This is a genomic window from Streptomyces sp. NPDC006551 (genome assembly GCF_040611675.1).
Lineage (GTDB): Bacteria > Actinomycetota > Actinomycetes > Streptomycetales > Streptomycetaceae > Streptomyces.
The window spans coordinates 1-26,762 of sequence record NZ_JBEXOT010000032.1 but is presented as its reverse complement, the minus strand read 5'-3'; the positions used below and the strand labels follow the sequence as shown (position 1 = coordinate 26,762).

The window sequence follows — 26,762 nt, the reverse complement described above, 5'->3', positions numbered from 1 at the left end:
TGCGTCCCGTATCAGCTGATATGCCCCTCTCGGGAAGGTGTGGCGATGGAGCACCGTGACGCAGTACCGAATCCGGCCGAGCGCTACCCGCGGCCGGACTTCCCCGCCCAGGACCAGGAGTACCCGGGGTGGACCGGGCCGATGGACCCGCCGCCCGACCACGGCGAGACGAGCTACCACGGCCACGCCCTGCTCTACGACCGCAAGGCGCTCATCACCGGCGCCGACTCCGGCATCGGCCGGGCCGTGGCCCTCGCCTTCGCGCGGGAAGGTGCCGACATCGTCTTCACCCACCTCCCGGAGGAGCGGTCCGAGGCGGACGAGACACGGCGGCTCGTCGAGGACGCGGGCCGCAAGGCGGTGGCGGTGCCCTGCGACATCCGCGAAGAGGGGCAGTGCGCGGAACTCGTCACCCGGGCCGTCGAGGAACTGGGGCGCATCGACATCCTCGTCAACAACGCGGCCTATCAGATGTCCCAGCCCGACGGCATCCAAGCCATCACGACCGAACAGTTCGACCGGGTCCTGCGGACCAATCTCTACGGCATGTTCTGGCTGACGAAGATGTCCCTGCCCCACATGCCGAAGGGCGGCGTCGTCATCAACTCCACCTCGGTCCAGGCCTACCAGCCCAGCCCGCACCTGCTCGACTACGCGATGACGAAGGGTGCCATCGTGACGTTCACCCAGGGACTCGCCCAGATGCTCGCCTCCGACGGCATCCGGGTCAACGCCGTGGCCCCCGGGCCCGTCTGGACCCCGCTGATCCCGGCGACCCTCCCCGACACCGTGGAGTTCGGCAAGCAGTCGCCCCTCGGCCGTCCGGCCCAGCCCGTGGAGATGGCTCCCGCCTACGTCTTCCTCGCCTCCCCGCAGGCGAGCTACATCACCGGCGAGATCGTCAACGCGACCGGCGGCACCCCGCTGCCCTGACGGGAAACGTCCGGGTGTGAAGTGCCGGTTCCGGGGAAGGCGACCGTGGTCCCCCCACGGGCAGGCCGTAAGGCCCCCCGGGAGCGGCCCCACCGACCCCCTTCCGGTGGGGCCGCCCCCTGGGACGTCATACGAGCGTGTCCCCGTGTGCCAGGAGCAGCGCCAGGTCCGCCGCGGCCACGCACACCGCTGCCGCGAACGCCGCCTTGCGCCAGTACCGGCCCAGCAGCGGCCCGGCGAAGCCTACGAGCGCCACCCCCACGAGAATCGCCACCCGCCGGCCGTCGAACGCCGTCCCCCCCGGGCCCAGGAGCAGCACCGCCGTCGCCGTCACCAGCGGGACCGGCAGCACCAGTCGGGTGCCGGCGATCCCCAGCCGGTGCGGCAGCCCGCGGACACCGGTCGCCTCGTCGTCGGCGATGTCCGGGAGCGCGTCCGCCAGATGGGCCGCGACGCCCAGCAGGGCCCCGGCGGCCATGGCCCACCAGGCGGGCCACGGGCGGCCGGGCAGGCTCAGGGTGACGACCGCGGGAAGGCCGCCGAAGCCGATCACGTACGGCAGCCAGGACAGCGCGGTCGCCTTCAGCCGCACGTTGTACAGCCAGGCCGCGGCGACCGCGGTCAGGTGCACCGTACCGGCGAGAGCGCCGCACGCCAGGGACAGGGGCACGCACAGGGCGAGCGCGGTGAACGCCGCGCCCCACACCTCGCGCGGGGACACCGCACCGCCGGCGGCCGGCTTGCCCCGGCGGCCGACCTCGGCGTCACGCCGGGCGTCGACGGCGTCGTTGCACCAGCCGACCGAGAGCTGTCCGGTCAGCACCGCGCAACCGACCAGGAAGCAGCGTGCGGCACTCAGTCCCGTACCGACGCAGAGCGCGACGGCCAGCACGGAGACCGCCGCCACCGGCCCGGGATGGCACGACAGCGCCAGACCCCCCACCCGGCCGAGCGGCCACGCCGCCCTGTCGCCCGTCCTCGGCTGCTCCATGGTGTCCATCGGCCGATGGTAGGGGGACAGGAGCGGAGGAACGCGACCGAACACGGATCAACACGACAGACGCGCGAGCGATATGCGGCCTTCAGCCGGGCCCCGGGGGCAGGATGGCGCCCATGACGCCTTCCACCCAGGAGTCGGGATGACCCGGATCGCAGCTGTGCACGGCGTCGTCCCGCCCCACCGCCACCCGCAGCGCGACGTGACCGAGATGGTGGCGCGCACTTGTCTTCCCCCGGGCGCCGACCGGCGGGTCCTGGACCGGCTCCACCGCAACGCACGGGTGAACACCCGGCACACGGTGCTTCCTCTGGAGCGCTACGGCGCGCTCGACGGCTTCGGCGCGGCCAACGACGTGTTCATCGACGCGGCCGTCGACCTCGGGGCGCGGGCGCTGCGCGGCGGGCTGCGGGACGCCGGACTGCGGCCCGCCGATGTCGACCTGCTGATGTTCACCTCCGTCACCGGAGTGGCCGCGCCATCCGTCGACGCCCGGCTCGTCGGGCGCCTCGGCCTGCGCCCCGACGTCAAACGCCTCCCCGTCTTCGGCCTGGGCTGTGTCGCGGGCGCCGCCGGCGTGGCCCGGCTGCACGACTACCTCCGAGGCTGGCCCGACCACGTGGCCGTACTCCTCTCGGTCGAACTCTGCTCCCTCACCTTCCAGGGCGAGGACACGTCGCCCGCCAACCTGGTGGCGACCGCGCTCTTCGGCGACGGCGCCGCGGCGGTCGTCGCCACCGGCGACCGCCGCTCCGCGCCGAGCCCGGCCGCCGGACCGGAGATCGTGGCCACGCGCAGCAGGATGTACCCGGACAGCGAAGGCGTGATGGGCTGGGACATCCGCGACTCCGGCTTCAAGGTCGTCCTCGACCCGGGGGTGCCCGACGTCGTCCGCCGGTATCTCGCCGACGACGTGGAGGAGTTCCTGGGGGAGCACGGCCTCAAGCCGAAGGACATCGCGCACTGGGTGTGTCACCCGGGCGGCCCCAAGGTCCTGGAAACCGTCACCGAGGTTCTCGAACTGCCCGAAGGCGCCCTCGACATCACCTGGCGCTCACTCGCCGAGGTGGGGAACCTCTCCTCCTCGTCGGTGCTGCACGTCCTCAGGGACACGCTGGAACAGCGGCGGCCCGAGCCGGGAACCCCCGGACTCCTGATGGCCATGGGCCCGGGATTCTGCTGCGAACTGGTGCTGCTGCGCTGGTAGGACGGAGGACGCGTGATCTGGTACACCGGTCTGGTACTGGCCGTCGCGGCGGAACGCCTCGCCGAACTCGCCGTGGCGCTGCGCAACACCCGATGGAGCATGGCCAGGGGCGGCACGGAGAGCGGCCGGGGCCACTACCCCGCGATGGTCGCCCTGCACACCGGCCTGCTGGCGGGCTGCCTCGCCGAAGTCGCCCTGGCAGGCCGCCCGTTCGCACCCTTGCTCGGGTGGGCCATGCTGGCCGTCGTCGTCGCGGCGCAGGCGCTGCGCTGGTGGTGCATTCGTACGCTCGGTCACCGCTGGAACACCCGCGTCATCGTCGTTCCCGGGCTGCCCCTCGTCACCGGCGGACCGTACCGGTGGACGCGCCACCCCAACTACGTCGCGGTCGCCGCCGAAGGACTGGCACTGCCGCTGGTCCACGGCGCGTGGGTGACGGCGACGGCCTTCACCCTGCTCAACACCGTGCTCATGGCCGTTCGTATCCGGTGCGAGGACGCGGCGCTGGCCCGCGCCGGGCACACCGCCGACGCCGCCGACGCCGACGCCGCCGGCCCGACCGGCGCGACCGGCGCGACCGGCGCGACCGGCGCGACCGACGGAGCGGACGTACGGGCGTGATCGATGTCCTCGTGGCGGGCGGCGGCCCCGCCGGCCTGGCGGCCGCGATCCAGGCCGCCCGGGCGGGCATGGAAGCCGTCGTCGTCGAACCACGCGCCTTCCCCGTCGACAAGGCCTGCGGCGAGGGGATCATGCCCAGCGGCGTGGCGGCGCTCCATGAGCTGGGCGTGGCCCGCCCGCCCGGACGCGAGCTGCGCGGAATCCGGTACACCGACGGCAGGCACGCCGCGGAGGCCGCCTTCCGCGACAGCCACGGGCTCGGGGTACGACGGACCGCCCTGCACACAGCCCTGCACCGGCGGGCCGTGGAACTCGGAGTCCGCCTCGTGCCCGGAAAGGTGGCCGAGGTCCACCTGGGCCACGACACGGTCACCGCCGCCGGGATGACGGCGCGCTGGCTGATCGCCGCCGACGGCCTGCACTCACCCGTGCGGCGGACCCTGGGCCTCGACCTCGCCGCGAGCGCGCCCCGGCGCTACGGCATGCGCCGCCACTACCGGATCGCGCCGTGGACGGACTTCGTGGAGGTGCACTGGTCCCGCCACGGCGAGGCGTACGTGACACCGGTCGCGGACCGCCTGGTGGGAGTCGCCGTGCTCAGCCACGACCGCCGCCCGTACGAGGAGCACCTTGCCGCCTTTCCCGCCCTCGCCGCCGCACTCCGGGGCACGGAGGCCGGTCCCGTGCGCGGAGCCGGACCCCTGCGCACACGGGCGCGGAGCCGGCGGGCCGGCCGCGTCCTGCTGATCGGTGACGCCGCCGGCTACGTCGACGCGCTGACCGGAGAGGGCATCGCGCTGGCGACCGCCACGGCCACCGCGGCCGTCGCCTGCCTCGCCGCCGGCCGGCCCGAGGACTACCCCGCCCAGTGGGCCCGCCTGACGCGACGCCACCGGCTGCTCACCGAGGCCCTCCTGCGCGCGACCCGGTACGCCGCGGTCTCCCGCCTGATCGTCCCCGCCGCCCGCCGGGCTCCGGCGGTGTTCCGGGCGGCGGTGCACGCCCTGCAGTAGCCGGCGCCGGCCTCGGCGATCGAGGACGACGCCCCCCCTGCGGCCGGGCCGGAAGGCTCCGAATGACCGGATTCTCGGGCGGGCGCGGCAAAGTCTCCTGGCACGTGCGCGGTTCCGTGTCCCGCATCGGTATAAAGGGCGCATGGGAAGCGTCGAACGCTACGAGCTGACATTTCCGGTCTCGGGCGACTCCATCGTGGTCACCCGCACCGAACGCAAAGGCGCGGGTGGACACCCCGTGTACGCCGACGAGACCGGCATCGTCCAGGCCGAGATCAACGACGAGGGCCAGGTCCGGATGGTGGCCAGCGGCGGACACCAGAGCCACGACGTCCCCGCACGCGCGACCCCCTTGCCCTGATCGTGGGCCGCCCCCTCCCGGAGCGCCGGGCGGCTGAGATGATCAGCGGCGTCGCCCACGGCCACCCGCGGCCGGGGCACCAGGGGAGGAACGACGTTGAAGAGAATCACCGCGGCCGCGCTGGGGCTGGCCGTCGCCGGCGGCCTGCTGCTGGCCGCACCGGCGCAGGCCGCGCCGACCGAGCGGGCCGCCGGGGCGGTCGAGGCCGCGCCAGCGGCCCAGGCCACCGCTCCGTACCCCGATGAGATACGAGTCGTCACCTGGAACATCTGTGGCGAGGCGGGAGGCTCCCGCGGCCAGGTGGGCTACTGCGCCTTCCGCAACGAGCCGGACCGCAAGGCGGAGCAGGTCGCGCAACTGGTGACCGAGCATCAGGCGAACGTGGTGATGCTCCAGGAAGTCTGCGGATACGACGAGGCGACGCCCGAGGCGGACCGCCGTGCCAACTGGCGCAAGAGTCACATGGCGCTCCTGAAGAGCCGCCTCGGTGACGGCTGGTCCCTCGCGCACGCGCCCGGCAACCGGGAATCGGACCTGGACTCACGCTGCAGGGGCGAGGCCCTCGGCGGTGACCTGGGCGTCCTGCTCGCGGTCAAGGGCACGTTCGCGGGCGAGATCGAGCGGGTCGAGACGGTTCCCGCCGACCTGTCGCAGCGCAAGCTCCCGTTGCTGTGCGCGCGGGTCACCGGCTGGGCCGACAAGATCTGCACCACCCATCTCATCCCGGGCGAGGCCCCGGTCGCCAAGCGCCAGTCCGAGATCATCGCCGAGCATCTCAAGGACGACATCCCGGTCGGCGTCGTGATCGGCGCCGACTTCAACCGCAACGCCGCGGCCGCGGAACTGGCCCCCCTCGCCGACCCGATGGACCGCTGCGTCAACGGCGACCACACCTACCAGTACTGGGCCGCCGACGCCGCGGCCCCCAACCGCCACTGGCTGGACCACCTCTTCACCACCAAGCGGACCAGCGGCGCCCGCTTCGTCTCGTGCGTGGTCGACCAGTCCCGTATGGACAGGACCCAGAACACCGGTACCGAGGCGACCAACCCGCCGAACGGATACTCCGACCACGCCCCGGTCATCGCCTATCTCCGCGACGCCCCCGTCCCCGGCGACATGACCGGCGACGGCAAGCCCGACCTCGTCGCGGTCGACGACGAGGGCAAGCTGCGTCTCTACCACGGCAAGGGCACCGGCGGAATTCCCGGAGCACACGACATCATCGGTACGGGCGGCTGGACGGGCGCGTCCGTGACCCACCGCGGCGACTGGACCGGGGACGGCAAGGAGGACGTCGTCGCCCGGGTGGGCGGCGACCTGCGGATCTACGCCAACCGGGGTGACGGTTCGCTCGCCGCCCCGGTCAAGCTGGTCGGCGGCCTCCCCGTGGACGCGAAGGTCGTGAGCGCCGGCGATCTCACGCGGGACGGTCACCCCGACACGCTCCTCTCCTACGACGACCGCCTCTGGCTCTACGCGGGCGTGCGCGGCGCCGTACCGGCCGTCGCCGCGCCCGTCCTCGTCGGCAACAGCGGCTGGGACGTCATGACCCTGACGGCTCCCGGCGACGCCGACCGCGACGGCCGGCCGGACCTGCTGGCGCGCCACACGAGCACCGGCGACCTGTGGCTCTACCGGGGCCGCGACGGCGGGCGATTCGAGGACCGCACGCTCTACGGCCATGGTTACGGTGTGACCAACCGGCCCCTGCTGGCGGGAGCGGCCGACGCCGACGGCAACGGCGTCGCCGACCTGTGGACCACGACGAACGAGGGCACCGGCACCCTGATGTTCTACGCCGGCGCGACCGGTGCGGCGGGAGACCCGGTGGACGGCGCGCGCACCACGGTGGGCCTGAGCGGCTGGAACACCATCCGGTCCATCAGCTGACCGTCACCGTGACGCCAGCCGCCTGACCCGCGCGCCGCCACGCCCCGCGGGTCAGGCGGCCAGCGCGACCGGCTCGCCCAGACGATCGGCGGCGGTCCGCCAGGCCGCCGTCACCGCCGCGTGGGCGTGCGCGGTCCGCTGGGCACCGTCCCCCGTCAACACGACGGGAGCCCCGATGTGCACATGGAGGCCGGGGCGGCGCAGCGGGGCGGTCATCAGCCCCGCGAGCTGCTTCGGCCGGCTCCCGGAGGTGATGCGGCGGGCACCCGCCTGGCCGAGGGGGACGACCGGCGCCCCCGTGTGCTGCACGAGCCGGGAAAGCCCGCTGCGGAACGGCTCGGGGGCGGCTTCCCCCGCGTCCCCGCGTTGCGGAATCCCGCCCTCGCCGTAGATCAGGACGAGCCGTCCCTGGGCGAGGGCCTCCGCAGCGCCGGTCAGCGAGTCGGCGGCTCGACGGTCCCCGCGGTGCACGGGAATGTGCCCCTCCCGGGCCAGCGCCCGCCCGAACAGCGGGATGCGCCACAGACCGGCGGTCGCCAGGACGACCGGTTCGACGCCGAGGCGGCGCAGCGCCGCGAGGACGACGGCCGGATCGGCGAGCGAGGTGTGGTTGGCGGCGATGACGCTGCCCGGAGCGAATTCGGCACCGGCGTCGGTGGTGACGGTCAGACGGCCGACGGCGGGCACCAGGACGTCGGCGATGCGGCTGAGCATGGGCGGATCTCCTGGACTCGGCGGTGGTGAGGTCCATCGTCGGTCCCGGGTGATCAGCGGGCGTGAGTACCGGTACTCAACCGGCCCGCCCGGGTACCCAGCACCCCGCCCGGCGTACCCGGCGGGCCGTCGGGCGGGGAGCGGCGGGGCGCCTACTCGAAGGGCGTCGTGTCGCCCGCTCCTCGGCGCACGATCTCCACCCCGTCGCCGGAGAAGTCGATGACGGTGGTCGGTTCCGTCCCGCAGTCGCCGGAGTCGAGGACGGCGTCGACGACGTGGTCGAGCCGTTCCTTGATCTCCCAGCCCTGGGTCAGCGGTTCGGTCTCGTCGGGCAGCAGCAGGGTGCTGGAGAGCAGGGGCTCGCCGAGTTCGGCGAGGAGCGCCTGGGCGACGCCGTGGTCGGGGATCCGGACGCCGACCGTCTTCTTCTTCGGATGCAGCAACTGGCGCGGCACCTCCTTCGTCGCTGGCAGGATGAAGGTGTAACTGCCGGGCGTGGACGCCTTGATCGCGCGGAAGACGTTGTTGTCGATGTGCACGTACTGACCCAGCTGCGCGAAGCTCTCGCAGACCAGGGTGAAGTGGTGACGGTCGTCGAGGTTCCGGATGGACCTGATCCGGCTGATGCCGTCGCGACTGCCCACACGGCACCCCAGCGCGTAGCAGGAGTCCGTCGGATAGGCGACGAGCGCGCCGGAGCGGATGCTGTCGGCCACGGTGCCGATCGTGCGCGGCTGAGGATTGTCGGGGTGGACGTCGAAGTACTTCGCCATCCGTCGAGTCTAGAGTCTCCCGGCGGACGGGGCGCCCCGCCGCGTCGCCCCGTTGACGTGGGACGTCAGTGTGTGGCAGGGCATGAGGGCGACCTCGCGACGAAGCGGGGGCGGGGGACGACGCCGTCCCCCGCCCCGCGCGTCAGCGGTGGCTCAACCAGCCCGCGGCCGGCAGCAGCCTGCTGTCGTAGTCGAAGAGGGCCTGGTTCTCCCAGCCGTTGCCGGAGGACGGGTCGGCCGGGTCCCAGCCGTTGCCCGTGACCGCGGTCCAGGTGGGTTCCCAGTAGACGACGCCGAGGCCCCGGCCGTTCGGCACGGCCTCGACCACGTTCATCACATCGCGCAGCCAGGCCGCCTGACCGGCGGTGCTCGCCGGGTAGCCGGAGACCAGTTCGGCGGTGGTGTCGATGATGTTCTCGTGGCTGTCCTCGCTGTCCAGCCGGAAGGGGTACGCGGTCTCCACGACCAGGACCTTCTTGCCGTAACGGGCCGAGATGTCGTCGAGGTTGGCCTGCAGAGCGGACAGCGGCCCGTGCCAGTAGCCGTAGAAGGACAGGGCGATCACGTCGTACGCGACGCCCTGCGCCTTCGCGTTGTCGAACCACCAGCGGTACAGGGCGTTGTCGCCGCCGTGAGCCAGGTGGAGGGCGATCTGGGTGGTGGAGGAGACCGCCTTTGCGGCGGAGGCGCCGGACTTCAGCAGCCCGGCGAGCTGGGTCCAGTTGTCCGTGGAGCCCTCGGGCCAGAGCATGCCGGTGTTGATCTCGTTGCCGATCTGCACCATGTCGGCGGTGGTGCCCTGGGCCTTGAGGGCGTTGAGGACGTCGTACGTGTGCTGGTACACGTCCGTCGTGAGCCGGCTGTACGAGTGGCCGGCCCAGGCGGCCGGCTTGGCCTGGGCGCCCGGGTCGGCCCAGATGTCGGAGTAGTGGAAGTCGACCAGGAGCTTCATGCCCTGGGCCTTGATGCGCTTGGCCGTCGACAGCACCCGGGCCTTGTCGTTGTAGCCGTCGGCAGGGTTCACCCACACCTTGAGCCGTCCGTAGTTGGCGCCCGCCGACTTCAGGATGGACAGGGCGTCACCGGTGGTCCCGCCGCTCGTGCGGTACGTGCCCCCGAGGTCCTCGCTCTTCTTCAGCGTGGAGACGTCGACCCCCTTCACCGCGAGCCCGGTCGTACCGGAGGTGAAGGCGAGGTCGTCGACGTTGAGCCAATTCCCCGCCTTGGCGTCGGAGTTGACACTGATCGTGCACTGGCCGCCGGTCACCGCGACCGAGGTCACCAGCCGAATCCAGGCGCCGTTGGGGGTGGGCGGGAGATCGGTGCGCTGTTCGGCCGAGCCGCAGTTGCGCAGGGCGAGGTACGCGGAGTTCTGACCGCCGCTCGAACGCACCCAGGCGCTCAGCGTGTAGCTGCCGTTGGTGAGCCCGGACAGGTACTGGTACGTCTCCACCTTGTACGCGGACGACGACCAGTGGGTGAGGCGGTAACCGCCGCCGTGCCCGCCGGACTCGGTGAACGAGGCGGCGTTCTGGCCGGCCGCCGAGTACGTGGACCAGCCCGACGGTGTCGCGGTGCCGACGCCGTCCGTCTCGAATCCGGCGTTGGTGAGCGTGGCGGCGGCCCGCGCCTGCGGTGCCGGCAGCGCGGCGAGGAGCAGGGAGGCGAGCGAGGCGGCTACGGCCGCCCTCAGCAGGCGGATGCCGTGCCCTGATTTACGTGTACCTGCCATAAGTGTGCGCAGGGTGCGTGGTGCGACGTGCATCGTCGATGTCCCTTCGACGGTGGAGGGAAAGGGAGGTGGTGCCCTGCACCCGGGGGCGGCCGCGTGGCACGGCCGCGCCCGGGGAGTCCGGTGGGTCAGGCGTCGAGCCGTACGACGCGGACCGCGCCCGCGGGGACGGCCAGGTGCCCGTCGGCGCGCTCGCCGCCGAGGAGTTCGGTGCCGGGGGCGTCCAGCGGCACCTTGGCGTCGTCCGCGGTGTGGTTGAGCGCGAACAGGTAGTCGCCGCTCTCGCCGGAGCGGCGCACGACCTCGACGTCGCGGGGGAGCGTGTCGCGGGACTCGATGCCGGCGTCCTCGCAGGCGGCGTGGAGGACGGCGTCCAGCGAGGCGGCGTCGAGCCGGGTGGAGACGTACCAGGCGGTGCCCCGGCCGAGGCGGTGGCGGGTGACGGCGGGGCCTCCGGCCGCCGGGCCGTCCGCGTACGTCCATACGGTCTCGGCTCCGCGCGGCACGACGAACTCGGTCCACACCTCGGCGGACAGCGACTCCCCGGCCGGGCCGGTGATACGTACCGACTCGCCCGCGCCCAGGGGCGACCACTCCTCGACGGTCAGACCGAGGACGTCGCGCAGGGCGCCCGGGTAGGCGCCGGGGTGCACGGCGTCGTGCTCGTCGACGATGCCGGAGAAGTACGAGACGACGAGCGTGCCGCCGTTCTCGACGTACGACCGCAGATTGAGGCCGGCCGCCTCGGTCGCGAGGTAGAGCGCCGGGACGACGACCAGGCGGTAGGCCGACAGATCGGCCTCCGGGTGGGCGAAGTCGACGGTCAGGTGCCGGTCGTAGAGGCTCTCGTAGAAGCTGTCGGCGCGCTCCCGCCCGTCGTGGTCCTCGCTCGGGCGCCACTCCAGGCCCTGCGCCCACCAGGAGTGCCAGTCCCAGACCATGGCGACGTCGGGGACGGTCCGTGTGCCGCGTACCTCCGCCAGGGCGTCGAGGTCCGCGCCGAGCGCGACGACCTCGCGCCAGATCCGTGAGTCGGTGCCGGCGTGCGGCACCATCGAGGAGTGGAACTTCTCGGCGCCGCGCCGGGACTGGCGCCACTGGAAGAACATGGCGCCCTCGGAGCCGCGGGCGACGTGGGCCAGGGAGTTGCGGGCCATCTCGCCGGGGCGCTTGGCGGGGTTGCGGGGCTGCCAGTTGACGCCGGACGTGGAGTGTTCGAGCAGCAGCCAGGGGGCGCCCCCGGCCACCGAGCGGGTGATGTCGGCGGCCATGGCCAGATTGACGTGGGTGCGGCGCCCGTCGGTGATCAGATAGTGGTCGTTGGTGACGAGGTCGACCTCGCGGCCCCAGGACCAGTAGTCGAGCGAGTCGCACTGGCTGAGCGCGGTCATGAAGTTGGTGGTGACCGGGATGCCGGGGGCGAGCCGGTGCAGGATGTCCCGCTCCCGGACGAAGTTCTCGCGCAGGGTGGCGTCGGCGAAGCGCCGGTAGTCGAGCTGTTGGGCCGGGTTGCCGACGGTGGGCGTGAGGCGGGGCGGGTCGATCTCCTCGTACGAGGCGTAGCGCTGGCCCCAGAAGGCCGTTCCCCAGGCTTCGTTGACGGCCTCGACGGACCCGTGGGCGGTGTCGAGCCAGCGACGGAAGTGGGCGGCGCAGGTGTCGCAGTAGCAGGCGCTGACGGGGACGCCGTACTCGTTGTGCACGTGCCAGAGGGCGAGGGCGGGGTGCGTGCCGTAGCGCCGGGCGAGCTCGGTGGTGATCCGCGCGGCGGCCTCGCGGTACGCCGGAGAGCTGTGGCAGATCGCCCCGCGTGAGCCGAAGGAGTACCGCACGCCCTCGCGGGTGACCGGCAGGGCCTCGGGGTGGGCGCGGTAGAACCAGGCGGGCGGCGCCACCGTGGGCGTTCCGAGGTCGACGCGGATCCCGTTCTCGTGCAGCAGGTCCAGGACGCGGTCGAGCCAGCCGAAGTCGTAGGAGCCCGGTTCCGGTTCGAGCAGGGCCCAGGAGAAGATGCCGACGCTCACCATGGTGACCCCGGCCTCGCGCATCAGCCGGACGTCCTCCTGCCAGACGCTTTCCGGCCACTGTTCGGGGTTGTAGTCCCCGCCGAAGGCGAGCCGGTGCAGGCCGTGGGGAGTGGTCTCCGGCATGAATCTCTCCTGGAACATGGGAACGTCAAGGTGTTGGAACGCGATGGGCTGTGAACGTACACACACCGCATCTCGATGGCGCAACGCAACATAACCGCACAGGAACAACCATTGACAAGTGTCCGGAACGTTTCTCTACTGTGAACGCTCACAGATGCATGGCAGGCCTTCCCGTGGGGGAGGGCCGCTCGTCAGGGGAGAGGCTCCATGCCCATCGTTTTGCGCCACCGCTTTGTCACCGTCGCCGCCACCGCGGCCGCTGTCGCCCTCGGCGCGACCGTGCTCACCGCCTGCGGCTCGTCCGAGGACGCCGAGCAGGCCGATTCCGGTCCCGTCTCGCTCACCTACTGGGCCTGGGCGCCCAACATGGACAAGGTGGCCGCCCTCTGGAACCAGAAGAACCCGGACATCAAGGTCACGGTCCAGAAGCAGGCGTCCGGCGACGACCTGGTGACGAAGATCATCACGGCGTCCAAGGCCCACCAGGCCCCCGACCTCGTGCAGGCCGAGTTCCAGGCCCTGCCCACGCTGGTCAGCAACGACGCGCTCGCCGACATCTCGAAGGAGGTCGGCGACGTCAAGGACGCGTTCGCCCCTGGCCTGTGGCAGCAGACCACGCTCGGCAGCGACGCCGTCTACGCCGTGCCCCAGGACTCGGGGCCGATGATGTTCTACTACCGCACCGACCTCTTCCGGCAGTACGGCCTGAAGGTGCCCACCACCTGGGACGAGTTCGCCGCCACCGCCAAGGCGCTCAAGGCCAAGGCCCCCGACAAGGCGCTGACGACCTTCTCCTCCAACGACTCCGGCCTCTTCGCCGGCCTCGCCCAGCAGGCCGGCGCCCAGTGGTGGACCACCGAGGGCCAGAAGTGGAAGGTCGGCATCGACGACCCGGCCACCAAGAAGGTCGCCGACTTCTGGGGCGGCCTCGTCGAGGAGGGCGTCATCGACAACCAGCCGATGTACACCCCCGCCTGGAACAAGGCCCTCAACACCGGGCAGCAGATCGGCTGGGTCAGCGCCGTCTGGGCGCCGGGCACCCTCACCACCGCCGCCCCCGACACCAAGGGCAAGTGGGCGATGGCCCCGCTGCCCCAGTGGGACACCGCCAAGCCCGCCACCGGCAGCTGGGGCGGTTCCACCACCGCCGTCACCACCGACTCGAAGCACAAGGCCGCGGCCGCCAAGTTCGCCACGTGGCTCAACACCGACCCCGAGGCGCTCGCCGCGCTGGTGAAGGAGGCCGGCATCTACCCGGCCGCCACCGCCGCCCAGACCGGCGGCGCGCTCGCCCAGGCCCCGGACTTCTTCGCCAACCAGCCCGACTTCTACACGCGGGCCGCGTCGATCGCGAAGACCACCGCCCCCGCCGCCTGGGGCCCGAACGTGAACGTGGCCTACACCTTCTTCAAGGACGAGTTCGGCAAGGCCGCCAAGGCCAGGACCAAGGCCGGCTTCGGCGACGCCCTGACCGCCATGCAGGCCGCCACCGTCGCCGACCTGAAGAAGCAGGGCTTCGAGGTCGCCCGGTGACGCAGCCCACCACGGGCGTGCGCCGGTCGTACGGGGCCGACCCGGCCCCGTACGCCCACCCGTCGCCCACCACCACCCTCAACGGAGCGCCAAGCGCACCCCCCGACTCTCCCTCGCCCGCCGGCCGTGCCGGGCGCACGCGCGGCGCCCCCTACCTCTTCCTTCTCCCGGCCGCCGTCCTCTTCCTCCTCTTCTTCGCGCTGCCCATCGGGTACGCGATCTGGCTCAGCTTCCACAAGATCGAGGTCAAGGGGCTCGGCCTGGGCAAGGGGGCCAGGAGCGAGGTCTGGGCCGGCCTGGACAACTACACCTCCGCCCTCACCGACTCCGAACTCGGTGCGAGCGCCCTGCGCATCCTCGGCTACGGCGCGATCGTCGTGCCCGTCATGCTCGGCCTCGCCCTGCTGTTCGCCCTGCTGCTCGACACCGACCGGGTGCGGGCCCGCTCCTTCTCCCGGCTCGCGATCTTCCTGCCGTACGCCATCCCCGGCGTGATCGCCGCCCTCCTGTGGGGCTTCCTGTACCTGCCGGACGTGAGCCCGTTCTTCTACGTGCTCGACGCCCTCGGACTGCCGCAGCCCGACCTGATGGACGGCGGACCGCTCTACGGCGCCATGGCGAACATCGCGGTCTGGGGCGGCACCGGCTTCAACATGATCGTGATCTACACCTCGCTGCGGTCCATCCCCGCCGAGGTCTACGAGGCGGCCAGACTCGACGGCTGCTCGCAGCTCCAGATCGCGCTGCGCATCAAGATCCCGATGGTGGCACCCTCGCTGGTCCTGACCTTCTTCTTCTCGGTCATCGCCACGCTCCAGGTCTTCAACGAGCCCACCACGCTCAAGCCCCTCACCAACGGCATCCCCACCACCTGGAGCCCCCTGATGAAGGTCTTCAACGACGCCTTCGTCGGCGGGAACATCCATGCCGCCTCGGCCACCGCCGTGGTCCTCGCCCTGGCGACCTTCCTGCTGTCCTTCGCCCTCCTCCGGGCCTCCAACCGCCGTACGAAGCAAGGAGCAAGCCGATGAGCGGGCTCGCCGCCCCGCCGCAGCCGGGCAAGGCGCCCACGGCCGCGCACCGTGCCGCCGGCGCCGACCCCGGCGTCTCCCAGGGCCCGGCGCGCCCGCGCCGCGTCGCCCTGCTGCCGACCGCCGCCCTGATCCTCGGCGCGCTCTACTGTCTGCTGCCCGTCGCCTGGGTCCTGGTGGCCTCCACCAAGTCCGGTGCCGACCTCTTCTCCACCTTCACCTTCCTGCCGGGCGACGGCTTCGGCGACAACCTCGCCGACCTGAGCGCGTACCGCGAAGGCATCTACTGGCGGTGGATGGGCAACTCCCTGCTCTACGCGGGTCTGGGCGCCGTGCTCTCCACGATCGTGTCCGCGCTCGCCGGCTACGCCCTCGCGGTGTACCGCTTCCCCGGCCGCGAGACCTTCTTCAACGTGATCCTCACGGGCGTGCTCATGCCGCCGGTGATCCTCGCCATCCCGCAGTACCTGCTGATGGCGCAGGCCGGCATGACGGACACCCACCTCTCCGTCCTGCTGCCGCTGATCCTCTCCCCGTACGGCGTCTACCTCGGCCGGATCTACGCCGAGGCGGCCATTCCCATGGAGCTGGTCGAGGCCGGCCGGATGGACGGCGCGGGGGAGTGGCGGATCTTCCTGCGGATCGCCGCCCCGATGATGTCCCCCGGTCTGGTGACGATCTTCCTCTTCCAGTTCGTGGCCATCTGGAACAACTTCCTCCTGCCGTTCATCATGCTCGGCGACGACGAGAAGTTCCCCATGACCGTGGGCCTGTTCACCCTGCTCAAGCAGGGCGCCGGCCAGCCCTCGCTCTACACCCTGGTGATCACCGGCGCGCTCCTCGCGATCGTGCCTCTCATCGCCTTGTTCCTGGTCATCCAACGGTTCTGGAGCCTCGACCTGTTGTCGGGCGCCGTAAAGTCCTGACAGCAGGGGAACGAGGGGAAAAGGCATGAGCACAGCAGCGAGCAGGCGTCGCCCCGTGACGATCCACGACGTGGCGCGCGAGGCCGGGGTGTCGCGCGGGACCGTCTCCCGCGTCCTCAACGGCGGGCACTACGTCAGCCCCACGGCGAAGGCGGCCGTCGACGCCGCGATCCGCAGGACGGGGTACGTCGTCAACCGGCACGCCCGCTCGCTGATCACCGGCAAGTCCGACTCGGTCGCCTTCCTGCTGACCGAGCCCCAGGAGCGGTTCTTCGAGGACCCCAACTTCAACGTGCTGCTGCGGGCCTGCACCCAGGCGCTCGCCGCCCAGGACATCCCGCTGCTGTTGATGATCGCGGGCACCGAGGACGAACGGCGGCGGAATCTGCGCTACATCGAGGCCGGGCACGTCGACGGAGTGCTCCTGGTCTCCAGCCACTCCGGCGACCCCGTGGTGGCACGGCTGCACGAGGCGGGCGTCCCGGTCGTCGCCTGCGGCAAGCCGCTGGGCCAGACCGCCAAGGTCGGCTACGTCGCCGCCGACGACCGCGACGGAGCGCGGGACATGGTGCGCCACCTCTACGGCTCCGGGCGCCGCCGGATCGCCACCGTCGCCGGCCCGCCCGACACCCCCGGCGGCGTCGAGCGGCTCGCGGGCTACCGTGAAACGCTGGCCGAATGCGGACTGCCCGTCGACGAGACGCTGATCGTGACCGGCGACTACAGCCGCGCGAGCGGCGAGGCGGCCGGCGCTCTGCTCCTCGAACGCGCACCGGACGTCGACGCCGTGTTCGTGGCGTCCGACCTGATGGCCCAGGGCGTGCTCGACGCCCTGGCCCGAGCGGGACGCCGGGTCCCCGACGACGTCGCCGTGGGCGGCTTCGACGATTCGCCGGCCGCGCTGTCGTCCCGTCCCGCGCTCACGACGATCCGTCAGCCGTGGGACCGGATCAGCACCGAGATGGTACGCACGCTGCTCGCCCGGATAGGCGGCGAGGAACCGGCCGCGGTCATCCTCCCCACGGAGCTGGTGCGCCGGGAATCGGCCTGACCCTCGCGCGGGTCCCCCGAGTGGCGCAAACGAACCTGGACACCCCTACCGGTCGGTCCTACTCTCTAGTCACTTCGCACGGCAGCGCTGCACACCCCCACCCCCCCACGCACGTGCGCACCACCCGCACACATCCGCACCTCCTCGCACCCCCACCATCGATCTACCGTCCGAGGAGATCCCCATGTCCATCGGTACGTCACGCACGCGCACGCTGTTCGCGGCGGCGACCGGTCTCGCGACCGCCGCGGCCCTCGCCCTCGTCGGCGCCACCACCGCCAACGCCGGGGAGGGGTCGGCCTCTTCGACCACCGTGTCCCCCGCGGGGCACTCGTTCGCCGCCAAACTGACCGGCAAGGCCACCTTCACGGCGGGATCGACCACCATGACCTGCACGGTCTCCGCGTCGTCGCCGACGACCGGAGCCAACAACACGATCCCGGCCGCGCCCGCCAACCACAACGCCGCGGGCCCGGTCAGCGCCACCATCAACCCGCCGACCTTCAGCGGCTGCACGACCAACGTCAGCGGTGTGAACGTGACCGTCACCAGCAACTCCACCAACGGCGCCTGGTCGCTCTCCGCCCAGCACGGCACCCCCGTCTCCGCCGCGCTGACCATGCCCAAGGGCGGGGTCGTGCTCAGGACCAGCGGCCTGGCCGGCTGCACCATCACCGCCTCGCCGAGCGGACCGACCTCCGTCGCCGGCACCTGGACCAACGGCGCGCCCTCCGCACTGGCGATCACCAACGCCCCGGTCCCGGCCACCGTCACGGGCGGCTTCCTCTGCCCGACGGGCAACCAGTCGGCGACCTTCACCGCCACCTACCAGATCACCGACACCACGGACCCGAGCCAACAGATCACCGTGACGAGCTGACACTCCCGCTCACCGGCCCGGCCCCGGCGCGCCCCCCGCGCCGGTGCCGGGCCGCCGCATGCGTCCAGGACGGCGGCGGCTGCGGCCAAGTGGCACTGAACGCGGACTCCCAGTGACCCCAGCGGGCCCCGCAGCCTCGTCACACGCCCGGAGCGGTCGGTGGCCGGCCCGGGGGCGGGGGTGCGGCCCGGGCCGGCTGGTGGCCCAGGGGCGAGGGTGCCGCCCGGGCCGGTGACCCGGCAGCGAGGGTGCTGCGTGGGCCGCCGTGGCCCATGGCGGCGAGGGTGCCGCCCGGGGCCGGTCGCGGGGGCCAGGTGACAGGGGGATGCCGTTCTGGTGTGCCCGCTACGGCTGGTGCCGAGGACGCTACGTCATGGCGATTGTCGACACCGGCCGCGGTCTCACCGGTACCCTCACCCGTCATCGCGCTGTGCCGCGGAGGAGTGGTGCGAGTTCCGTGGGTCAGAGTCTCGTCGCTCGGGGGGTGGGCTTTCCAGGGAGTGGCGATGCAGATAATTGGTTCGTCCAGCCACCGCCGTGCCGCTGTCGTCGGTGTCCGTACGAGCGAAGGTGTGTCCCGTGAAAGTGGCAACCGCCCGCAAGCCGTTGAAGCAACTTCTCGTGGAGCGCCGGGCGGCGATCGATCCGGTCTCCGCGGGCTTTCCGCCACGGATGGCCGGGCCCGGACGACGCGCGGCGGGACTGTCCCAGGAGCAGATGGACGAACTGCTGGAACGCGCTCCGGGCACTTACAACCGGTTCGAGAACGGACAACTGGCCAATCCCAGCAGCGATTTCCTCAGGTCGGTCGCCAAGGTGCTCCGGCTGAACGAGCAGGAGTGGACGTTCCTCTGGCGGCTGGCCCGCCGCGAGAACCCGCCCTTCACCCTGCACCGTGATTCGGGCATGTCCGTGCCGGGAGTGTGGCAACGGGTCGTCGACCAGATCACCGGCGCCCTGGCCTACATCAACGACGCCGAGTGGAACGTCCTCGCCCACAACCAGGAGTACCGCCACCTCTTCCCCGGCAGCCGACCGCCCGCCAACACCATGCGCTGGATGCTGCTCGATCCCCGCGCCCGCGCGGAGGTCCTCATCGACTGGGACACCCGCTGGGCCCCCCTCGTCATGCCCCAGCTCCGCCACGCCGTGGAGATGCGGCCCCACAACACCGCCCTCGCCCGCCTGGAGGCCGAGGTGCTCCGGGACCCGGTCGCCGGGCCCCTCTACCGCGAGACCGCCACCGCACCCGTCCCGTACCCCGACGGATCCGAGCGGCCGATCAACCACGCCATCCACGGCCCCGGTTGGGTCACCACCTGCGTCTCCGAGCCCGTCACCTCACCCGGCGCCCGCGTCATGCTCCTGCTCTACACCCCCGGCGCGTCCCTCACCGAACGCCACCCCGTCCTCACCGCGCCGCTGAGGTCCTGAACCGGTCGTTCGTCCGCGGAATCGGCCGCGCCCGCCTCGCATACCGTTCCCGTACGCGTGTCCGTCCTCCAGGGGAGTCAGCCTTGACCCATCTCGCCCGTCCCGCCATCGCGCTGCCCGAACACGTCGTCGGCACCGACGAGTTGTGCGACGACATCCGCCGCGCCCACCCCGATCTGCCACGGCTCGAGTCGTATCTGCGGATCGCCCGCGCGACGACGGTCAGGACCCGGCGTTTCACCCGCCCCCTGTCCGCCCCCACCGTCTCCGGTACCGCGCCGATCGAGGAGCGCAACCGCGCCGCCTACGAGGACGCCCTGCGGCTGGCCATCACATCCGGCCGCCAGGCCCTGGCCCACGCCGGACTGGAGCCGGAGGACATCGACTGCGTCGTCACCAGTCACACCACCTCCTGGACCGTGCCCTCCCTGGACATCCATCTCCTCCACGAACTCGGCCTCAGACCCGGCATACGCAGGGTCCCCCTGGGGACCCTGGGCTGCGCCGGCGGGGCACAGGCGCTGGTCCACGCCCATCGGGACATCACCGCCCACCCCGGGGCCAACGTCCTCGTCGTCGTGGCCGAGTGCCTGTCCACGGCCACGTACAACCACGCGGACGCCAGCCGCGAATCGATGATCTACAAGACCCTGTTCGGCGACGGCTCCGGGGCCGTCGTCGCCACCGGAACGCCCCGCTGGTCCGGGCCGAGCGTCCGTCTCGACGACGCTCTCGAGTACGTCCTGCCCGACAGCATCGACCGCTACCGGGGTCGCCTGTCCGCGGCGGGCCTCGCCTTCGACTCCACCACCTCCGCGACCCGCGCCCTGAACGACTGCCTGCCCGAGATCGTCAAGTGGCTCGACGCACGCCCGCTCGACTTCGCCGTCGTGCACCCCGGCGGGCCCCGGATCCTGACCGACGCCGCCCAGGGCCTCGGCCTGGACCCCGACCCGGCCACCGGCGACCTGAGGCATTCCTGGGCTTCTCTCGCCGAATACGGGAACCTCGGCGGCTCGGCCGTCCTCGATGTTCTCGCCCGTACGTTCGACGCCCCGCCCGCCCATGACGCCGAGGGCATCCTGATCGGGTTCGGCCCCGGCTTCACGCTCGCCGCCGTGCACGGACGCCTTCTCCACCTCGCCGGCTGACGGGATTCAGGCAGGGAGGTGCGGCAGGAGCCGGTCCGGGGTCAGGGGCAGATCCCTCAGCCGCACACCCACCGCGTGATGGACCGCGTTCGCGAGGGCGGCGGCTGTGCCGACGATGCCGATCTCACCGATCCCCTTGCTCCCCATCGGGTTGAGATGAGGATCGTGCTCCTCGACCCAGTGCGCCTCGATCGCGGGCACGTCCGCGCACGAGGGGACGTGGTAGGAGGCGAGGTCGCGCTCCGTGAAGTCCCCGAAGGCCGCGTCCATGCCGCTCCCCTCGGTCAGAGCCATGCCGATCCCCATGGTCATCCCGCCGATGAACTGGGAGCGCGCCGTACGGGGGTTGAGGATGCGGCCGGCGGCGTACACACCGAGGAGACGGCGTACGCGGACCTCGCCGGTCACGGTGTCGACCTGGACCTCCGCGAAGTGCGCGCCGAAGGCGTGGCGTGCGTAGGGGGAGTCGCGGCCCGCCTCCTCCTCGGTGTCCGCCGAGGCGGACACGCCCTCGGCCGGCAGCTCACCGGCGTGTGCGCGCACCTTCTCGGTGAGGGCGGTGCACGCCTTGTGCACGGACCAGCCCCAGGACGCGGTGCCCGAGGAGCCGCCGGCGAGCGGCGCGTCGGGCAGCGCGCTGCTGCCGAGCTCCACCCGGACCGACTCCGGGCCGGCGCCCAGCGCTTCGGCGGCGATCTGCGCGAGGACCGTGCGCGCGCCCGTGCCGATGTCGGTGGCGTTGAGCCGGACGGTGTACGTGCCGTCGGGCGCGGCGTGCGCGGTGGCGGTGGAGGGACTGAGGAGGACGGGGTAGGTGGCCGAGGCCACTCCCGTACCGAGCAGCAGGTCGCCTTCCCGGCGCACGCCGGGACGGGGATCGCGTCGCTCCCAGCCGAAGCGCCGCGCCCCCTCCCGGAGGCAGTCGGCGAGGTGCCTGCTGCTGAAGGGCCGGCCGCTGTCCGGTTCGGTCTCCGGTTCGTTGCGCAGGCGCAGTTCCACGGGGTCGACCCCGGCGGCGACGGCGAGTTCGTCCATCGCGGACTCCAGCGCGTACATCCCCGACGCCTCACCGGGAGCGCGCATCCACGAGGGGCTCGGCACGTCGAGGGCCACCACCCGGTGGGCGGTGCGGCCGGACGGTGAGGTGTACATGGTGCGGGCCGGGACGGCGGCCTGCTCGACGAACTCCTTGACCGTGGACGTCTGGGTGACGACCTCGTGGCCGAGCGCCGTGATGACGCCGTCGGCGCCCGCCCCGATCCGTACGCGCTGCACGGTGGGGGCACGATGGCCGACGACGGCGGCGAGATGGTGGCGGGGGAGTGCCAGTTTGACGGGGCGACCGGTGTGGCGGGCGGCCATCGCGGCCAGCACCACCTGGGGGCGGGGCGTGCCCTTGGCGCCGAAACCCCCGCCGACGTGCTCGGACGTGACGGTCACCGCCTCCTTCGGCAGCCCGAAGAGGCCCGCCAGGGTGTCCCGTACGGTGGTCGAGCCCTGACTCGAGTCGTACACGGTCAGTCGGCCGTCGTCCCACCAGGCGGTGGAGGCGTGCGGTTCCATCGGATGGTTGTGCAGCGCCGGCATGGTGTACGTGGCGTCGACGCGGACGTCGGCGGAGGCGAAGGCCGCGTCGAAGTCGCCCCGTTCGCGTACGGCCGGATGGCCGCCGTTGGCCTCCTCCGGGGTGTAGAGGCGTGGATGGTCCGCGGTCAGCAGCACATCGTGCTCTTCGGTCTCGTACGTGACGCGCAGCGCGTGGGCGGCGGCGCGGGCGTTCTCCGCCGAGTCCGCCACGACGAGGGCGACGTACCATCCGCGGTGGGGCACCCGGTCGCTCTGGAGCAGCGCGAGCGTGGGGTCGTCGGACGGGCCCAGCCGCGGCGCGTTCGTGTGCGTGAGAACGGTGTGTACGCCGGGCAGTGTCAGCGCCTCGTCGGTGTGGACGGCCACCACCCGGCCGCGCGCGACCGTGGCGGGCACCGGCCAGGCGTAGGCGCAGCCCGGCGGGGTGTGTTCGGCCGCGTAACGGGCCGCGCCCGTGACCTTCTCGCGGGCTTCGAGGCGCGGGACGGCGCTGCCCGACGCCGTGGGGGCGCGGGGGACTTCCGGGATGGTCGGTGCGTCGGTCATGTCGGGGGCCGGCCTCCTTCGGCTCGGGACGCGAGGTCGCTGAGGACACTGACCGCGAGGTTCCGGGCGAGCGCCACCTTGAAGGCGTTGTCGCGCAGCGGTTCGGCCGCGGCGAGTTCGGCGTCGGCCGCCCGCGCGTACGTCCGCGCGGTGGCGGGCGCCCCGCGCAGCACCTCCTCGGCCGCGCGGGCCCGCCAGGGCCGGTGCGCGAGCCCTCCGAAGGCGAGCGACGCCTCCGCGACGACACCGTCCTCGACACGCACCACGGCGGCGACGGAGGCGAGGGCGAAGGCGTACGAGGCGCGGTCACGGGCCTTGCGGTAACCGCTGGACGCGGCCGCCGGGCGGGACGGCAGGCTCACGCCGGTGATCAGCTCGCCCGGGCGCGTGACCGAGTCCAGATCGGGCCGGTCGCCCGGCAGACGGTGGAAGTCCGTCACCGGGACCGTGCGCTCACCCCTCGCGTCACGCAGATGGACCACGGCGTCGAGGGCCGCCAGCGCGACGGCCATGTCCGAGGGATGCGTGGCGACGCAGTGGGCGGAGTGCCCGAGCACCGCGAGATCGCGATGGGCGCCGTCGCGCGCGGGGCAACCCGTACCCGGCTCCCGCTTGTTGCAGGGTTTGGCCGGGTCCTGGAAGTAGGGGCAGCGGGTGCGCTGGAGCAGGTTCCCGCCGGTGGTCGCCGTGTTGCGCAACTGCCCCGACGCTCCCGAGAGCAGGGCCTGCGACAGAGCGGTGTAGCGCGTGCGGACGACCGGGTGGGCGGCCAGGTCGCTGTTGCGTACGGTGGCCCCGATGTGGAGACCGCCGTCGGGAGTCTCCTCGATGCCGTCCAGCGGAAGCCGGCTGACGTCGATGAGGAACTCCGGGGCGGCGACGCCGAGCTTCATCAGGTCCACGAGATTGGTCCCGCCGCCCAGGAACTGGGCGCCCGGGTGGCCGGCGAACGCCTCGAGCGCCTCCTCGGCCGTCGCGGCGCGTAGGTAGGAGAAGGGCCTCACGGCGTCGAGGCCTCCTCGATCGCGTCGACGATGTTCGGGTAGGCGCCGCACCGGCAGAGGTTGCCACTCATGCGCTCGCGGATCTCCCGGGCGTCGAGTGCGGCCGGGCCGTCGCCGGAGAGGCGGCCCACGTCCGGCGGGGTCACGTACGAGGGGTGTCCCGCGGCGGCTTCGCCCAGCATTCCGACGGCCGAACAGATCTGTCCCGGTGTGCAGTAACCGCACTGCAGCGCGTCCCGGTCGACGAACGCCTCCTGCACCGGATGCAGCCGCTCGCCCTCGCTCAGGCCCTCCACCGTGGTGACCTCCGAGCCGTCACAGGCCACCGCGAACAGCAGACAGCTGTTGGCGCGCCGGCCCTCGACGAGCACGGTGCAGGCACCGCACTGCCCGTGGTCGCAGCCCTTCTTCGCGCCGACGAGGTCCAGGTGCTCGCGCAGGGCGTCCAGGAGCGTGGTGCGGTTGTCGAGCCGCAGCGTCCGCTCCGTCCCGTTGACGCGGAGGGTGACGTCGGAGGCCGCCTCCTGCCGCAGGCCGGACTCAGGCATCGGTGGCGCTCGGGACGGCGAGCGGATCGCGGGGGGCGGCGTTCTTGGCCTCCAGCATCCGTTCCCCGAGCTCGACGAGCCGGTTGCGTCCCAGCGCCTTGCGGACCTCGGGGAACCAGTCCTGTTCCTCTTCCTCCACGTGGTGGCGCACGTTCTCCATCAGGACGGTCATCTTCGCCTTGAAGCGTTCGTCGGCGGGGTCCATGTCCTTCAGCTCGGAGAGCATCCACACCACCGCGTGATGCTCCTCGACGCTCTCCAGGACGTGATCGGTCGTGTCGGGCGCTCCCTCGCGGGCCGCCGGATAGAAGATCCGCTCCTCGATCCAGGCGTGCACCGTCAGCTCCTCGATCACCTGGTCGGCGATGCTCCGTCGCTCCGCGTGGGCGTCGTCACCGGTCTTCTCGAACTTCTTGAACAGCTTCTCGACCGTCTTGTGGTCCTCGCGCAGCAACACGATCCCGTCCATGGCGCCCGCCTCACCCTTTCGTTCGCTTTTGTGACGTATTTGCCGAAATCTTCTCTTCCCCCGGAACGCCCGTCGTATGTCAGTCGACCCGGATCGCCAGCAGACACGCGTCGTCCTCGTGGCCCGAGCGGACGTGGTCGGCGACCAACTGGTCGATCGTCTGCTGCGGCGTCAGCCCCGCCGACCCGCCCAGCGCCTTCGTGAGCCGGTCGATGCCCTCGGTGATGTCCTCGCCCCGCCGCTCCACCATGCCGTCCGTGTACAGGAGCAGCAGATCGCCCTTGAGCAGCTGGTACGCCGACGTCTCGTACGCGTACCCCGGCAACGCCCCGAGCAGCGGCCCGCGTTGCTCGGTGGTGAGCGCGAAGGCGTGTCCTTCCCGCCGTACCAGCGGCGCCGGGTGCCCCGCGTCGGCCCAGTGGAGGACCCGGGCCTCGTCGATGTGGCCGGCGATCACCGTCGCCGTCTGGCCCGAAGGGTCGCTGCAGACGAGTTCGTTCAGCCACGTCATGATCTCCCCGGCCGGGGACCCGGTCTGCGCGAGTCCCGCCAGCGCGTGGCGCTGCTGGGCCATGCGGGCCACCGCGTCGAGCCCGTGGCCGCAGGCGTCGCCCATGGCCACCAGCACCCGGCCGTCCGGGAGCAGGCGGCACTTGTACCAGTCACCGCCGACCGCCGCGTCCGGTTCGGACGGCTGGTACGTGGCGGCCACCGTCAGCCCCACGGCCGCCAGCTGCTCCGAGAGCGTCGGCAGCAGCGCCTCGCGCAGTGAGGCGGCGACGCGACGTTCCGCCTCCGCCTGCTGGCGCAGCCGCTCCGTCTCGCGTTCCGTCTCCGCCAGCCGGCGGCGGCTGCGCATCTGCGGCGTGAGGTCCCGGGCGACCAGATGCACGGCCCACGGCCTGCCGTCCGTGCCCGCGACCGGCCGCCCGAGCAGGTCGAGCGTGCGTACCTCGCCGAGCACCAGGAACCGGATCCGCGTCCACGCCGGTTCCTCACCCGCGAGGACGGCCGTGATGAACTCGGCGAACGCCGTCGTGTCCGCGGGCAGCAGCGCGTCGCACAGCTCCGTCAGCGACCACGGCATGCGCATTTCCGTACGGAAGATCCGGCTGAGCCCCTCCGACCAGGTCACCTGCCCCGACAGCAGGTCCCAGTGCCCCCACCCCATGGACGCGAGGTGCTGGGCGTCCAGGGTGAGCAGCTCGGCCTGGCTGCGGACCGGGCGCCAGGTGGCGACCAGCTCACCGCCGCAGGCGGCGGCGCAGTACAACAGCTGGGCGCGGTGAAGCCGGCCCAGCCGCTCCTCCGTGTAGTCCACGACCAGGCCGTCCATGGGCCGGCCCGAGGTCATCACGTCGGCGAGCGCCCCGAGGAGTCCGCTCGCGGCCGCGCCGGGCCGTGCCTCCATGAACCGCTGGCCCACCTGGTGGCCCGGCGCCTCCAGCCACTCGACCGACCGGATGTGGTTCCCGGCCCGGATGACGAAGTCGACGATCCCGCCGTCGTCGTCCCGCACGGGCGTGAGCAGTGCGGCCGACACGGGGATGGCGGGCAGGGCGGCACAGACGCACGACCACGGGTCGTGGTCCTCCCCGATCAGGGCCGCGTTCCCGGTCGCGTCGGCGGTGCCGCACAGACAGGGGGTGGTGAGGGCGTCCTCGTGCTTGCGCGGCAGGATCGCCGCGCTCTGCAGGGGCGAAGCGCGATCCCGGGCGGTCGGCGGGGGCTGGCGCGCCTCGGTCTTGCGCCGCACATCGGCGCGAAGGGCGGCGATCTCGCGCCCGATCACCGCCTTGAGCTCGGTCACGTCGTCGGGGAGGGGAACGTTCATGGCGCACCTCTGGGCGGTGGGGGGTGGTGCGGCGCCCGGGGCCGTCGACGCCCTCGGGCCTCCGGGAAGCGTGGGTCCTGGTGCCGCGCCGGACCCCGAGGACCGCCGCGTGGCCCCGCTCCCCGCGCCGGGACCCCGTCGGCGACGGTCGACGGGGGTCCCGGGCGGCGGGTGCGATCAGCCGTGGCGCATGTCGTCCGGATCGACCGGCAGAGGACCGGGACCGGGCACGGTACGGCCGGGGCCCGAGCTCTGTGAGCCGGACATGCCCTGGGCGGCGTCGCCGGGGGTGATGCGGCCGCGCCAGCCGCCGCTCTCGAGCCCGCGTTCCTCGATGAAGCCCTTGAACCGCTTCAGATCGCCCTTGACCCGGC

At 72.4% G+C, this 26,762-nt stretch carries 23 protein-coding genes and 1 pseudogene; 13 read left to right on the top strand and 11 right to left on the bottom strand.

Annotated elements, in window-relative coordinates; genetic code table 11:
- The first annotated feature begins 45 nt into the window (after window positions 1-45).
- On the top strand, window positions 46-933 hold the full coding sequence (locus ABZY12_RS24750; protein ID WP_356893876.1) for an SDR family oxidoreductase: 888 nt from the start codon (window positions 46-48) through the stop codon (window positions 931-933).
- A 127-nt stretch (window positions 934-1,060) separates the two neighbouring features.
- Here ABZY12_RS24750 and ABZY12_RS24745 read toward each other — a convergent pair whose 3' ends face one another.
- Window positions 1,061-1,924: a UbiA family prenyltransferase gene (locus ABZY12_RS24745; protein WP_356893951.1), complete on the bottom strand. Its 864-nt coding sequence runs from the start codon at window positions 1,922-1,924 to the stop codon at window positions 1,061-1,063.
- Between the two features lie 148 nt (window positions 1,925-2,072).
- On the opposite strand from ABZY12_RS24745, the gene ABZY12_RS24740 reads away from it, so the two are divergent.
- From ABZY12_RS24740 to ABZY12_RS24720, 5 genes are all read left to right on the top strand, one after another.
- Entirely contained in the window at window positions 2,073-3,137 is a 1,065-nt protein-coding gene (locus tag ABZY12_RS24740) for a 3-oxoacyl-[acyl-carrier-protein] synthase III C-terminal domain-containing protein (RefSeq protein WP_356893874.1), read from the top strand.
- A gap of 12 nt (window positions 3,138-3,149) precedes the next feature.
- Window positions 3,150-3,758, top strand: coding sequence for an isoprenylcysteine carboxyl methyltransferase family protein (locus ABZY12_RS24735; protein WP_356893872.1), 609 nt, complete (start codon window positions 3,150-3,152; stop codon window positions 3,756-3,758).
- Window positions 3,755-4,771, top strand: a complete 1,017-nt coding sequence (locus tag ABZY12_RS24730) for an FAD-dependent monooxygenase (RefSeq protein WP_356893870.1) — start codon at window positions 3,755-3,757, stop codon at window positions 4,769-4,771. The genes ABZY12_RS24735 and ABZY12_RS24730 overlap by 4 nt, the downstream gene beginning before the upstream one ends.
- A gap of 142 nt (window positions 4,772-4,913) precedes the next feature.
- A complete protein-coding gene (locus ABZY12_RS24725; RefSeq protein WP_356893868.1) occupies window positions 4,914-5,132 on the top strand; it encodes a DUF6296 family protein in 219 nt (72 codons plus the stop codon).
- 96 nt (window positions 5,133-5,228) lie between these two features.
- Window positions 5,229-7,025, top strand: a complete 1,797-nt coding sequence (locus ABZY12_RS24720; RefSeq protein WP_356893866.1) for an FG-GAP-like repeat-containing protein — start codon at window positions 5,229-5,231, stop codon at window positions 7,023-7,025.
- Between the two features lie 51 nt (window positions 7,026-7,076).
- On the opposite strand, the gene ABZY12_RS24715 is transcribed toward ABZY12_RS24720, so the two are convergent.
- The 4 genes from ABZY12_RS24715 to ABZY12_RS24700 form a co-directional block, all read right to left on the bottom strand.
- Complete coding sequence (locus ABZY12_RS24715) at window positions 7,077-7,739, bottom strand: lysophospholipid acyltransferase family protein (protein WP_356893864.1); 663 nt, start codon at window positions 7,737-7,739, stop codon at window positions 7,077-7,079.
- A gap of 152 nt (window positions 7,740-7,891) precedes the next feature.
- On the bottom strand, window positions 7,892-8,512 hold the full coding sequence (locus ABZY12_RS24710; RefSeq protein ID WP_356893862.1) for an L-threonylcarbamoyladenylate synthase: 621 nt from the start codon (window positions 8,510-8,512) through the stop codon (window positions 7,892-7,894).
- Window positions 8,513-8,654: 142 nt separating this feature from the next.
- Window positions 8,655-10,244: an arabinogalactan endo-1,4-beta-galactosidase gene (locus tag ABZY12_RS24705; RefSeq protein WP_356893860.1), complete on the bottom strand. Its 1,590-nt coding sequence runs from the start codon at window positions 10,242-10,244 to the stop codon at window positions 8,655-8,657.
- A 128-nt stretch (window positions 10,245-10,372) separates the two neighbouring features.
- Window positions 10,373-12,394 (bottom strand): beta-galactosidase, encoded by a 2,022-nt coding sequence (locus tag ABZY12_RS24700; protein ID WP_356893858.1) that lies wholly within the window; start codon window positions 12,392-12,394, stop codon window positions 10,373-10,375.
- 207 nt (window positions 12,395-12,601) lie between these two features.
- Between ABZY12_RS24700 and ABZY12_RS24695 the strand changes: the two genes are divergently transcribed.
- The 7 genes from ABZY12_RS24695 (at window position 12,602) to ABZY12_RS24665 (ending at window position 20,400) form a co-directional block, all read left to right on the top strand.
- Window positions 12,602-13,927, top strand: coding sequence for an extracellular solute-binding protein (locus ABZY12_RS24695; RefSeq protein WP_356893856.1), 1,326 nt, complete (start codon window positions 12,602-12,604; stop codon window positions 13,925-13,927).
- Window positions 13,924-14,958 carry a sugar ABC transporter permease gene (locus tag ABZY12_RS24690; RefSeq protein WP_356893854.1) on the top strand — a complete coding sequence of 345 codons (1,035 nt, stop codon included), beginning with the start codon at window positions 13,924-13,926 and terminating at the stop codon, window positions 14,956-14,958. The genes ABZY12_RS24695 and ABZY12_RS24690 overlap by 4 nt, the downstream gene beginning before the upstream one ends.
- Window positions 14,955-15,884, top strand: coding sequence for a carbohydrate ABC transporter permease (locus ABZY12_RS24685; protein ID WP_356893852.1), 930 nt, complete (start codon window positions 14,955-14,957; stop codon window positions 15,882-15,884). The genes ABZY12_RS24690 and ABZY12_RS24685 overlap by 4 nt, the downstream gene beginning before the upstream one ends.
- Before the next feature lie 25 nt (window positions 15,885-15,909).
- Window positions 15,910-16,935 carry a LacI family DNA-binding transcriptional regulator gene (locus ABZY12_RS24680; RefSeq protein ID WP_356893850.1) on the top strand — a complete coding sequence of 342 codons (1,026 nt, stop codon included), beginning with the start codon at window positions 15,910-15,912 and terminating at the stop codon, window positions 16,933-16,935.
- Window positions 16,936-17,119: 184 nt separating this feature from the next.
- Window positions 17,120-17,815 (top strand): hypothetical protein, encoded by a 696-nt coding sequence (locus ABZY12_RS24675; RefSeq protein WP_356893848.1) that lies wholly within the window; start codon window positions 17,120-17,122, stop codon window positions 17,813-17,815.
- A 579-nt stretch (window positions 17,816-18,394) separates the two neighbouring features.
- Window positions 18,395-19,249 (top strand): helix-turn-helix domain-containing protein, encoded by an 855-nt coding sequence (locus tag ABZY12_RS24670; RefSeq protein WP_356893846.1) that lies wholly within the window; start codon window positions 18,395-18,397, stop codon window positions 19,247-19,249.
- A gap of 83 nt (window positions 19,250-19,332) precedes the next feature.
- Window positions 19,333-20,400, top strand: coding sequence for a PhlD (locus tag ABZY12_RS24665; protein WP_356893844.1), 1,068 nt, complete (start codon window positions 19,333-19,335; stop codon window positions 20,398-20,400).
- 6 nt (window positions 20,401-20,406) lie between these two features.
- Here the strand turns inward: ABZY12_RS24665 and ABZY12_RS24660 are convergent, their stop codons facing one another.
- The 6 genes and pseudogenes from ABZY12_RS24660 to ABZY12_RS24635 all read right to left on the bottom strand — a co-directional run.
- Window positions 20,407-22,533, bottom strand: coding sequence for a xanthine dehydrogenase family protein molybdopterin-binding subunit (locus ABZY12_RS24660; protein ID WP_356893842.1), 2,127 nt, complete (start codon window positions 22,531-22,533; stop codon window positions 20,407-20,409).
- Window positions 22,530-23,537, bottom strand: a complete 1,008-nt coding sequence (locus ABZY12_RS24655) for a xanthine dehydrogenase family protein subunit M (protein WP_356893840.1) — start codon at window positions 23,535-23,537, stop codon at window positions 22,530-22,532. Before ABZY12_RS24655 ends, ABZY12_RS24660 begins: the two co-directional genes overlap by 4 nt.
- Window positions 23,534-24,085 (bottom strand): 2Fe-2S iron-sulfur cluster-binding protein, encoded by a 552-nt coding sequence (locus tag ABZY12_RS24650; protein WP_356893838.1) that lies wholly within the window; start codon window positions 24,083-24,085, stop codon window positions 23,534-23,536. The genes ABZY12_RS24655 and ABZY12_RS24650 overlap by 4 nt, the downstream gene beginning before the upstream one ends.
- A complete protein-coding gene (locus tag ABZY12_RS24645; RefSeq protein ID WP_356893836.1) occupies window positions 24,078-24,554 on the bottom strand; it encodes a hemerythrin domain-containing protein in 477 nt (158 codons plus the stop codon). The genes ABZY12_RS24650 and ABZY12_RS24645 overlap by 8 nt, the downstream gene beginning before the upstream one ends.
- Before the next feature lie 79 nt (window positions 24,555-24,633).
- A complete protein-coding gene (locus tag ABZY12_RS24640; protein ID WP_356893834.1) occupies window positions 24,634-26,388 on the bottom strand; it encodes a PP2C family protein-serine/threonine phosphatase in 1,755 nt (584 codons plus the stop codon).
- Between the two features lie 177 nt (window positions 26,389-26,565).
- Window positions 26,566-26,762, bottom strand: a pseudogene (locus tag ABZY12_RS24635) (cyclase); the annotation flags it as partial.